Origin of the sequence: Clostridium sp. HCP1S3_C6, from assembly GCF_052066735.1 — a bacterium.
Lineage (GTDB): Bacteria > Bacillota > Clostridia > Clostridiales > Clostridiaceae > Clostridium.
In genome coordinates, this window is record NZ_JBQHRN010000048.1 from 1 (window position 1) to 11,325 (window position 11,325).

Annotated in this window: 10 protein-coding genes and 2 pseudogenes; 9 read left to right on the forward strand and 3 right to left on the reverse strand. The window is 26.6% G+C overall.

The window, feature by feature from the left end:
* Positions 1-426: 426 nt before the first annotated feature.
* The 8 genes from ACTNAO_RS12130 (at position 427) to ACTNAO_RS12165 (ending at position 8,802) form a co-directional block, all read left to right on the forward strand.
* Positions 427-1,062 (forward strand): CatB-related O-acetyltransferase, encoded by a 636-nt coding sequence (locus ACTNAO_RS12130; protein ID WP_441029432.1) that lies wholly within the window; start codon positions 427-429, stop codon positions 1,060-1,062.
* A gap of 400 nt (positions 1,063-1,462) precedes the next feature.
* The gene (locus ACTNAO_RS12135) at positions 1,463-1,897 is read left to right on the forward strand and encodes a sugar 3,4-ketoisomerase (protein WP_441029435.1); all 435 of its coding nucleotides are present in this window, start codon (positions 1,463-1,465) and stop codon (positions 1,895-1,897) included.
* A 21-nt stretch (positions 1,898-1,918) separates the two neighbouring features.
* A complete protein-coding gene (locus ACTNAO_RS12140; RefSeq protein ID WP_441029438.1) occupies positions 1,919-3,016 on the forward strand; it encodes a DegT/DnrJ/EryC1/StrS family aminotransferase in 1,098 nt (365 codons plus the stop codon).
* A gap of 133 nt (positions 3,017-3,149) precedes the next feature.
* Entirely contained in the window at positions 3,150-3,683 is a 534-nt protein-coding gene (locus ACTNAO_RS12145; protein WP_441029441.1) for a glycosyltransferase family 2 protein, read from the forward strand.
* A 372-nt stretch (positions 3,684-4,055) separates the two neighbouring features.
* A complete protein-coding gene (locus ACTNAO_RS12150) occupies positions 4,056-5,498 on the forward strand; it encodes a lipopolysaccharide biosynthesis protein (RefSeq protein WP_441029444.1) in 1,443 nt (480 codons plus the stop codon).
* A 35-nt stretch (positions 5,499-5,533) separates the two neighbouring features.
* Positions 5,534-6,823, forward strand: a complete 1,290-nt coding sequence (locus ACTNAO_RS12155) for a CDP-glycerol glycerophosphotransferase family protein (RefSeq protein ID WP_441029447.1) — start codon at positions 5,534-5,536, stop codon at positions 6,821-6,823.
* A 288-nt stretch (positions 6,824-7,111) separates the two neighbouring features.
* Positions 7,112-7,603 (forward strand): GNAT family N-acetyltransferase, encoded by a 492-nt coding sequence (locus ACTNAO_RS12160; RefSeq protein ID WP_441029450.1) that lies wholly within the window; start codon positions 7,112-7,114, stop codon positions 7,601-7,603.
* A gap of 131 nt (positions 7,604-7,734) precedes the next feature.
* Complete coding sequence (locus tag ACTNAO_RS12165) at positions 7,735-8,802, forward strand: acyltransferase family protein (RefSeq protein ID WP_441029453.1); 1,068 nt, start codon at positions 7,735-7,737, stop codon at positions 8,800-8,802.
* Positions 8,803-9,023: 221 nt separating this feature from the next.
* On the opposite strand, the gene ACTNAO_RS12170 is transcribed toward ACTNAO_RS12165, so the two are convergent.
* Entirely contained in the window at positions 9,024-9,971 is a 948-nt protein-coding gene (locus ACTNAO_RS12170) for an IS3 family transposase (RefSeq protein WP_441048075.1), read from the reverse strand.
* Entirely contained in the window at positions 9,956-10,282 is a 327-nt protein-coding gene (locus tag ACTNAO_RS12175; RefSeq protein WP_441029645.1) for a transposase, read from the reverse strand. The genes ACTNAO_RS12170 and ACTNAO_RS12175 overlap by 16 nt, the downstream gene beginning before the upstream one ends.
* An 81-nt stretch (positions 10,283-10,363) precedes the next feature.
* Here ACTNAO_RS12175 and ACTNAO_RS12180 point away from each other — a divergent pair.
* Positions 10,364-10,555 (forward strand): annotated as a pseudogene (locus ACTNAO_RS12180) (IS21 family transposase); the annotation flags it as partial.
* A gap of 11 nt (positions 10,556-10,566) precedes the next feature.
* On the opposite strand, the pseudogene ACTNAO_RS12185 reads toward ACTNAO_RS12180, so the two are convergent.
* Positions 10,567-11,223: pseudogene (locus tag ACTNAO_RS12185) on the reverse strand (IS3 family transposase); the annotation flags it as partial.
* Between the last annotated feature and the right edge of the window lie 102 nt (positions 11,224-11,325).

Here is an 11,325-nt window from a genome sequence, read left to right on the forward strand (position 1 = left end):
ATATAATTGTGGATAATTTCATAAAAACATAGCAAAAATGTGAATTAAAATAAAAAAGTTAAATTTACAGAAAAAAATGGTCAGATAAAAAAATTTACCTTTCAGGTCTGAATATATGTATATTATGTTGCAAAAAGTAATTATAGTATTTTGCAATAATGTAATTTGTATTTCTGAAATTGAAAATAATTCAGCAGTTAATAAAAAATATGCTCATTAAATAAATTAAAAGTTATTTTTAATGGTATTGATATACAAGAATATGGTTTAAATAAAGAAAACTTATATGATAAAACCAAATTGTGAAATCCTCAGGATGTTATTCTTATAGGTGTAGTAGGAAGATTATGCCCCAAAAGGTAACTAATATATTTATAAAAGCAGTTAATCATAGATTAATGTGAATTTGTGAAAGGAGAAAATATCTTGATAAATGATGTTTTACGATTGTTAAAGTCTAAATGGAAGTATTATAGATTTAAAAAAAAATGGAGAAGTATTAATAATCATAATAGTACATTTCCAACGTGTCAATTCAATATTGAATGTGTTAATGTTGGAAAAGAAACATATGGCCCATTATATGTATTGACATTCAATAAAAACCAAATGCTTACAATTGGAAATTATTGTTCCATTGCACCAGAAGTATGTTTTTTATTAAGTGCAGATCATGCAACAAATTGTATCTCTACATTTCCATTTAAGGTAAAGATATTGCATTCTGAGAAATTTGAAGGACAATCTAAAGGAGATATTTTGGTACATGATGACGTTTGGATAGGCTATAGAGCTATAATATTATCTGGAGTGGAGATTGGTCAGGGAGCTATTATTGCAGCAGGTTCTGTAGTTACTAAAAATGTCCCTCCTTATGCAATTGTTGCAGGCGTTCCAGCAAAAGTAATTCGTTATCGTTTTTCAAAAGATATATGTAATGAGTTGTTAAAGATGGATTATAACAATATAACAAAAAAATGGTTGGATAAGTATTGTAAAGAAATGTATACTCCAATTACAGAAATATCGCAATTAGATATAATACATATAAATGAAAAATAGATAATATGATAGAGCAACAGCTTATGGTTTTTCTAGGAGCTGAAATTTTAGTTCGGAAAAATATTTTGTGTAAGTATATAGAATTATTAAAGGGAAAAGCTAAATATGCAGAAGATAATTACCTACGTATTATGATATACTGAAATGAAAAGTAGGGTTTTACACACATGCTACAATAATATATGAGGTTAGGATAGGTATATCAACTTTTGGAGAAAATAAATTATTAAAACTATTAATTTTACGAAGCTTGCCCAAAATATATGTTAACACAAGAATATCTTAAATACCTGAGAGTAAGAGGTTTACTTTTGTTAAAAATTAGAGCATAATTAAAATCAAGACTTACATCTGGATATATTCCAGAAAGATGGTTAAGACAATTAAGGGAGGAGTATAAATGCAAGTAATTAAATATGTATTTCAACCACATGGTGATGATCGTGGTCAATTGGTTGCTTTAGAGGAATTTAAGGACATACCTTTTAAAATTAAACGTGTATATTATATGTACGATACAGCAGAGGGTGTAACACGTGGATATCATGCACATAAATCATTACAACAGATTTTAATTTGTATCCATGGAAGTTGCAAGATTCGTTTGGATAATGGTAAAGAAAAAAAAATAGTTCCATTAGAAAAACCATATGAGGGGCTATATGTTACTAATGCAATGTGGAGAGAAATGTTTGATTTTTCTTCTGATGCCGTACTTATGGTTTTAGCATCCGAATTGTATGATGAGAATGATTATATAAGAAATTACGATGAATTTATAAAATATATAGAAGATCATCCTCAAAAAAATAATACTAAAATAATAACATGTTGATATAAGATGGAGGGGAAGGATATGAAAATACCATTTGTTTCATTTAAACCTATGGAAAAAGAATTAGATTTAGATTTGCGTGCAGCATTTGAACGTGTATATACCAATAGTTGGTATATTGATGGAAAAGAAGATGAAGCATTTGAAAAAATGTTTGCTAAATATTGTAATAGTAAATTTTGTGTAGGTACAGGAAATGGTCTAGATGCTTTAATGCTTGCATTAAAAGCTTTGAATATAAAAGCAGGAGATGAAGTGATTGTGCCTTCTAATACATATATTGCTACTGCATTAGCTGTTACGTATGTTGGAGCTACACCTGTGTTTGTGGAGCCGGATATTAGAACATACAATATAGATCCTAGTAAAATTGAAGAGAAAATTACTAATAGGACAAAAGTAATCATGCCGGTTCATTTATATGGACAAGCTTGTGATATGGATCCTATCTTGCAAATTGCAAGTAAATACAATTTGCTAGTTGTGGAAGATTGTGCACAATCCCATGGAGCAACATATAAAGGAAAAGTAGTTGGAAGTTTTGGAGATGCTGCAGGTTTTAGCTTTTATCCAGGTAAGAATCTAGGAGCATTAGGAGATGCTGGTGCAGTTATAACTGATAATAAAGAAATTGCCGATAAAGTGCGTCAACTAGGTAACTATGGGTCTGACTATAAGTATCATCATATTTTGAAAGGTAACAATTCAAGATTAGATGAAATGCAAGCTGCTTTCTTATCTGCAAAATTGCCACATTTAGATAAAATGAATAAAGAAAGACGTAGGATTGCAGCAAGATATATTAATGAAATTAATAATTCATTAATTACATTACCTTACGTTTCACCGGATTGTAATCCAGTATGGCATATATTTGCAGTAAGATGTGATAGAAGAGATGAGCTTGCACAATATTTAGAGGAATGCGGTATTTCTACAAATAAGCATTATCCAATTCCAATACATCAACAAGAAGCATATTCAGATTTAAATATTAAACATGGTGAACTTATGATTGCTGAGGAAATTAGTTCCACCGAGCTGAGTTTGCCAATGTATTATGGAATGACCGATGAACAGATAGAATATGTAATTAAGGCAATTAATTTATTTTCATAAATAATTTTAAATTAAAGAATTTGATTATAAAGAAGATGTTGAATAGAGATATCGTTATATTTTAAGCAAAAAAATTCTTCTTTACTAATTGTCTAACTTTGATTCACAAATAAAGAGTATGAGGTGGTATTGCTTGAAATTATCTATAATAGTTATTTCTTATAATGAAAAAGAATATATATCTGAGGCTATTGAAAGTTGCTTAAATCAAAATTTTGTGGATTCATTTGAAATTATAATAGGCGATGACGGATCATCGGATGGAAGTATTTCTGTAATTAAAAGTTATGTTGAAAAATATCCTAATGTTATTAAGTATTTTATAATGGATAGAAGTAATATAAAAGATGTTATTCCATCAATAAGAGTATCAAATATTATTAAGAAGGGATTAGATATTGCAAAAGGACAATATTTAATGATATTATCTGGAGATGATTTCTTTTGTGATAGAAATAAGTTTAGTAAGCAAATTCAATTTTTAGATAATAATTCACAATATGTTGCTTGTTATTCAGATTTTACAAAGTTTTGGAGTTATAACAAAAAAACATTAGTAAAACAAGAGTATCAGCATTCTAATGCGACTTTTTGGAGTGGTTGTTATGTTCATATTTCTTCATTTGCTTTTAGAAATAATATAAAGAGATATCTGTTAGAATTTTAAGATGTTGGTAATATGGGAAGGTATTATTTTAGTGCTTTATCAAGTTTTAAGAATCCAATATGGTATGTTTTTTAATTATAGAATCAACTAAGGTTAAAGAAATATTCTAAGTACTTTAGCACTGAATCAAATTATCCAAACAATTATTTATATAAGTTAAGTGTTTTTGATTCTTGTACAATAAGACATAAAATTGTAATATATAGGTTATTGGTGATGAGTTTTGTTTCAAGAGTGATATTTAAAGTAATAAATAAACTAAAAAAATCAAAGTATAGTATTACAAATTTATAAGGGGTTTTTTTAATATGAGGCATTAGGAAAACGAAAATTTATTTTTATTTTATTTAGAGTGAGAGGCGATAGTTAAATATGATAAGTAAGTTAAAACAAAAATGGAATAGTATGCCTATTACTGTGAAAGCATCTACATCATATGCTCTATGTAGTATTGTTCAAAGGTCTTTGTCTTTTATTACATTGCCGCTATTTACTAGGATGTTAACAACAGAAGAATATGGAGAAGCAACGTTATATTATTCTTGGGCTAGTTTTTTATCAATATTTATTACATTAAATTTGGCATATGGTTCTTTTTCTACGGCAATGGTTAAATATAAGGACGAAAGAGATAAATATATATCTTCAATTCAAGGTATATGTTTAGCATTATCATGTGTATTTTTGGTAGGGTACTTGCCATTTCGAAACTATTGGAATAAATTATTAGGATTGCCTACTTTTTTGGTGATTGTAATGGTTATGGAGCAATTGGCTACTCTTGCTATACAATTGTGGAGTGGCAAAAAAAGATTTGAATATAAATATAAAAGTGTTATTGGAATTACACTTATTATGTCTATAATTTCGCCTATACTATCATATATATTTGTTATAAATTCAACACAAAAAGGATATGCACGTATATTGGGTGGGGTTATTACCACATTTATTTTTGGCCTTATAATTTTCTTAATGAATATTCATAGGGGTAAGAAATTGTATTGTGGTAAATTTTGGAAATATGCATTTGGCTTTAATATTCCATTATTAGCATACTATTTGTCACAGATAATATTTAATCAAAGTGATAGAATTATGATAAGTAAAATAACTGGAAATAGTGATGCGGCGTTATATGGTGTAGCATATAATTTCGCAATGATTTTGACTTTTGTTCTTAATGCTATTAATAATTCATATGTTCCGTGGCAGTATGAAAAAATTGAAAAAAATCAACAATCTGAAAATAGAAAAGTAGCTATTGTTATAGCTGGTTTCATGGCAATACTTTTACTAATCATTATTTGGTTTGCACCTGAAGTAATAGTAATATTAGCAGGAAAACAATATGAACCAGCAGTATGGGTAGTACCATCAGTTGCTATGAGCTTATTACTATTATTTTATTCTCAATTATCAATTAATGTGGAATTTTATTATCAAGAAAAGAAAGACTTAATATATGCTTCAATTGGTGCTGCAGTAGTAAACATTGTTTTAAATGCATTGTTTATTCCTATATTTGGTTTTGTGGCTGCAGGTTATGCAACTTTGATTAGTTATATTATTTTTGCAATATGTAATTACATTGCTTTATTGAAAATCTTAAAAAAGCGTAATTTAAAACAAGATATGTTTGATGTAAAAAAACTTATTATGCTATTTGTTGGGTTTATGATTATAGGTTTTTTGGGAGTTGTGTTGTATGATTATTTTTTGATTAGGATTATTATTACTATTATTGTTTTTTTGGTCTTTTTATTAAAGAGAAATTTATTTATTGAAGTTTACAAAAAAATAAAAGATAAATAATGATGATTTTTAGTATGTGGAGATGAGGAGATACAATGTTGATAAAAGAAATTATTATGAAGAATACATTCTTAATGAATATGCACCATATGTTAGTAAAAAAAAGAAGTATATTAAATGCAAAAAAAAATTTTATAGAAGAAAGTAAGATACAAAGAGATTCCAAGGTGATTAAAGTTGGTTTTTTATGTCAATATATACCGGCTTGGAATAAATTTGAATCAATTTATAAATATATGCTTCATAATGATAATTTTGAACCATATATTTTTTGTGTACCATATGGAATTCATAATAATGTATTAGATAATCCAGAAGCAGAGAACGATACCTATGAATATTTTATTAATAAAGGGTATGATGCTATTAATACATTAGTTGCACGTGATGAATGGTTAGATATAAAAAACTATGGGCTACATTATATTTTTTATACACGACCATATAATATATTTATGCCAAAGGAATATCATAGTGAAATTCTAAGCAAATATATGAAAATATGTAGTCTTATGTATGGTATAAGTATAACAAAGGATAATATAAAGACAACAATTAACTTTGACTTTTACAGTAATACTTATTGTTATTTTGCTGAGTCTCAGGAAACGAAAAATTATTTTGACAATTGCTTTAAGTACAATATTGCACTTGGATATCAAAAGGCAGTATGCTGTGGACTTCCGGTATTATCAAATTTTATTTCTAAGAAGAATGAAAAAAGTGATTCTTGGAATTTTTCAAGTAATTCATATCGAGTAATTTGGACACCAAGATGGTCTACTGATAAAAAATTAGGTGGAAGTAATTTTTTTAAGTATCATGAAATATTGCTTGATTATGCAGATTCAAATAAAAAAATTGACTTTTTATTTAGACCACATCCTTTGATGTTTGAAAATTTTTTAAAAACTGGTGAGATGACATTAGATGATATTAATACATTTAAAAATAATTGTATACAGAGAAGTAATGTTCAATTAGATACGGAGAGTGAGTATACAGCAACTTTTTGGAATTCGTCCTTACTTATTACAGATTTATCATCTGTTATTCCAGAATACTTTTTGACAGGGAAACCTATCATGTTTTGTGTTTCAAATATGTTTTTAAAAGTAACAGATGATATGGAGAAGATGATGAAAGGAATGTATATAATTCATGATGAAAATGAACTGATTTCCTGTTTGAAAATGTTGTATAAAGGAGAAGATCCTTTGAAAGAGACTAGAATTAAATTAATTCCAGAATTATTTAAAGAATCAATGGAATCACCAGAAAATAAGATTGCACAGGAATTACTTAAAAATAGCAAAAAAAATTAATAAAAGGTTTAATTACATATGAGTGAAGTTTGTTTGATATGTTTTTTTGTTCTTGATTCGAAATTATAAAATTGTTTAAAGGTAGGAATAATTCTACAATTAGTTGCTAACTTCATATACAGTATATACATAACTCAAATTTACAAATCTGTTTTTGATTTAAAATGTAGACTTACTCAAAATGAGAAAAGCAAAATATACTTTATAATTAACGAATATTCTAAATGTTATTGTAGATTGATTAAATCTAAAATAAAAAAATATGAATGAGGAAGGTAAAGGATAATTATGAAACTTCGTGAATTAAAGAAGAAAGATGCTGAATATATGTATGAATGGATGCATGATAAAAATGTGATAAAAAATTTAAATACTGATTTCATGTCCAAAACTATACAGAATTGCTATGAGTTTATTGATGTTAGTAAAAATAATGTTGGTGATTTTAATTTGGCTATAGTGGATGATTCTGATGAATATATGGGAACAGTTAGTTTAAAACATATAGATGAAATAAATAGCATAGCAGAATTTGCTATTACAGTTCGTTCTTGTGCCATGGGAAAGGGGTTTTCTAGATATGCAATGAAAGAAATAATGAGAATTGGGCATGATGAATTAAAAATAAAAAATATATATTGGTGTGTTGCAAAGGAGAATGTGAGGGCAATTAAGTTCTATGATAAAAATGGATATAAAAGAATACAAGATGTACCTAACAAATTACAAAATATGTATTCTGTTGAGTTGAATAAAAAATTAATTTGGTATTGTAGTTAAAAATACAGAATTGTATATTATGTTAGATTGTATGATTAAATTCTTGAGAGAAAATTTTATATAAACATACATGAGAAGTTTAGTGTTAATAAACTTTTAATTGATAAAAGTAAAGGGGAGACAAAATGTGCATGAATAATAAAAATATAGAACGCAACTCAGCAATAGAATTATTAAGAATTATTACAATGATAGGAGTTATTATTTTACATTATAATAACAGTGAAATTGGTGGTGGATTTAAATATGTAATAAATGGAAGTGTTAATCAATATTATTTATATTTTACAGAAAATCTATTTATTTGCGCTGTTAATCTTTTTATTATGATTTCAGCATATTTTTTATCATTTACGCAAAAACGAAAGCTTATTAAGGTTATAGAATTAATTATTCAAGTAATAGCATTTAATTTGTTTTTTTATATTAAGGATATTGTAATAGATGGAAATACTTTTGTATTAAAATCTTTTTTAAGACAATTGCTTCCTGTGAACTATTTTGTTATTTTATATTCTGTTTTGTATATAATTAGTCCATATATAAATGAATTAGTTCAAAAATTAAACAAAGAGAAATTCAAAAAGCTAATTGTTTTGTTATTTTTATTATTTTCATTTTGGACAATTTTGGTTGACTTGTTGGAAAATATATGTGGGGGGACTATAGAAGGATTAAGTACGGTGGGAATGTTTGGTAGCCAATATGGATACTGCATAGTAAATTTTGTATTGATATATTTTTTAGGAGCGTACATCCGATTAAATAATATATTTATATCAAGAATTAAAGCTGGAGTTGGAATAGTGATGTGTTTTGTTTTGCTTTATTTATTATCCATTACTGAACATAGATTAGGTTTTGAAAAAACAATAACATGGAATTATAATAATCCATTAGTAATTTTTATGGCTATGTTTGTAATGCTATTTTTTATTAATATTAAATTTAAAAATATGATTGTAAATAAATTAGCAATGGCTTCTTTTACATGCTATTTATTTCATGGTATATTTATGAAACATATATTGATTGAAGATTTTATTAATGGAAGGTTATTTATTTTAATATTGCATCAGTTAGGCAGTGCAATTATTATATATTTAGTATCATATTTCGTTTATAAAATATATTATTTATGTAGCCATTGGTTTATTAATTTTATTACACCCTTTGTTGATAAAATTAGTATTTATTAATTTTATGCTAATATTCTATGGAGGAGGATAAAATGGAACAAAATATAAGAAAATCAAATTTTGAACTACTGCGAATTTGTGGAATGTTATTAATTGTCTTTTTTCATTGTATAATGGAAGTAAAATTAGATTTAACTGTTTCATCAATACTGAAGGCACCGATATCGGATTAACCCCTTTATATTGGACAAAATCTATTTAATTCTAAGCTTTTCTTAACTTTATATTTTTATACTTATTTTTTCTAGATGCTCTCCAAGATAAAGGGTATAAAATTCCCTTGGCGGCATATACCTTAAACTTGAATGTAATCTTCTTTCATTGTAAAAGTTCATGAAATCATTAACTATTTTATAAGCTTCTGCATAAGTTTGAAATTCATTTATTTTAAAACATTCATCCTCTAAAATCCTATGAAAAGACTCAATATGAGCATTTTTATTAGGTGTCTTAACAGGTATTCTTTCATGTTCAATATGTAGTTCAGCACAAGTTTCTTCAAATATGTGACTAATAAATTGTGGCCCATTATCACTTCTTATTACGGGGCGTGTTACATTTTCTATAAATAGATTACGCTTAATAAGACAACGTCTTATTAGGGCGGCAGCGTCTTTTCCTTCACAGTGTAATCCCATATGATAATCTATAATACTTCTATCAAATACATCTATAACATTCAAGGTATAGAAAAATTTATCTTCTCCTTGAACATACCCATATTTTATATCAATTTCCCATACCTGATTTGAAGCAGTAACTGTTCTATTAGATGCTAATATCCTTTTACATTTAGGATGTGTTTTTCTTTGATCTTTAAGTATATTTAGCTCTTTGCAAAGCCTGTACACCTTTTTGAAATTAATTATTAAATTATAAGTACGTCTTAAATAATGAGTTATTTTTCTATATCCGTAATATTGAGCATCACCATTTATAGACTCTATAATGAAATCTTTAATTTCATCATCACATATTTTTTTCTTATCTTTAGTAATTGAATATCCAACTGGCTTACGCCCAGTACGCTTTATTCTATCTTCATCTTTAACTTTATAATTCATATTATAATAATACGTCGACCTGCTAAGTTTAATTATCTTTAAAACTAACGATATAGAATATCCAGCATTTATATATTTATTAGCAACTTCTATTTTATCTTTAATTGAGGGTTTGCTTTTTTTAGTAAATCTCTAAGAATAGCTATTTCTAAATCTTTTTCTCCTAATATTTTCTTTAATTTATCATTCTCTTGAGTAACTTCATTTATCTCATTTTCTTTATTCTTTCCCTCAATTAAAGCTTTTCTACCTGGTTTTACTTTTATTTTATCTTTATTCTTTGATTTGCTTATCCAAGTAAAAATTGTACTAGTAGATATTCCGTGTTTTCTTCCAACTAAAGAAACATTCCCTACTTCTTTTACCTCCTGTAATATCTGATTTTTAAATTCTTCTGAATAAGTTTTTCCTTTCATAAATTACCTCCAATAATTACTATATTTAGTATAACTTATACCAATATCCTTTGTCCAAATAATTATAGGGGCTTAATAGATATGGTTCTTAATACTCAACCTGGTGAAGAAGCTCAAGTGGATTTTGGTTATATTGGACTTTTAAATATTAATGGAAAAAAGAAGAAAGCTTGGATTTTTGTAATGACATTGAGTTATTCACGATATATGTATGTGCAAATAGTTTTAGACCAAAAAGTACAAACATTTATTAATTGGATTGTCAACATTTTTTAATACAATTTTTATTCGATCATATTTGCAAGTCTATACTCAACTGGCGTCATATAATTTAATGAACTGTGAATGCGTTTGTTATTGTACCACAATACATAACTTCTAAGTTCTAATTTAAGTTCCTCTAAATTGTTAAAAATTCTATCAAATGCAAATTCTGTTTTTATTATTTTATATACAGCTTCTGCAACGGCATTGTCATAAGGACAACCCTTTTTACTTAGAGATCTTTTTATTTCAAAAGTATCAAGAATTTCATCAATAATTTTATTTTTAAATTCATTTCCTCTATCTGTATGAAATATCTTCACCTTTTTTAGATTAATTGTAGAATTCATAAATGCCTTATATACCAGCTTAGCATCTTTATTAGGGCCTGCAGAATATCCCACAATTTCTCTATTGAATAAGTTGATTAATAAGCATATATAATGCCATTTTCCTGAAACATTAACATATGTTAAATCACTTACTACTATTTCTAAATCTTCTCTATCATTAAATTCTCTTTGAACTATATTATCAATTTTCTCTTCATTACATTTAGATTTATGTACTTTATATTGCTTTACAGTATAATTCGAAATCAATCTATATTTATTCATTATTTCACGTATTTTTCTTCTTGAAGCCACTATATTTTGCTTTGCCAGTGATGTTAGTATAGAAGTGTAGACACGGACATGTAGTTTTTTTAAGTGATATAATAAAAGAAATAAAGGAAGTGTCTACAGATGGGAAGGAAAGTAAAAAGTTATACAGAAGAA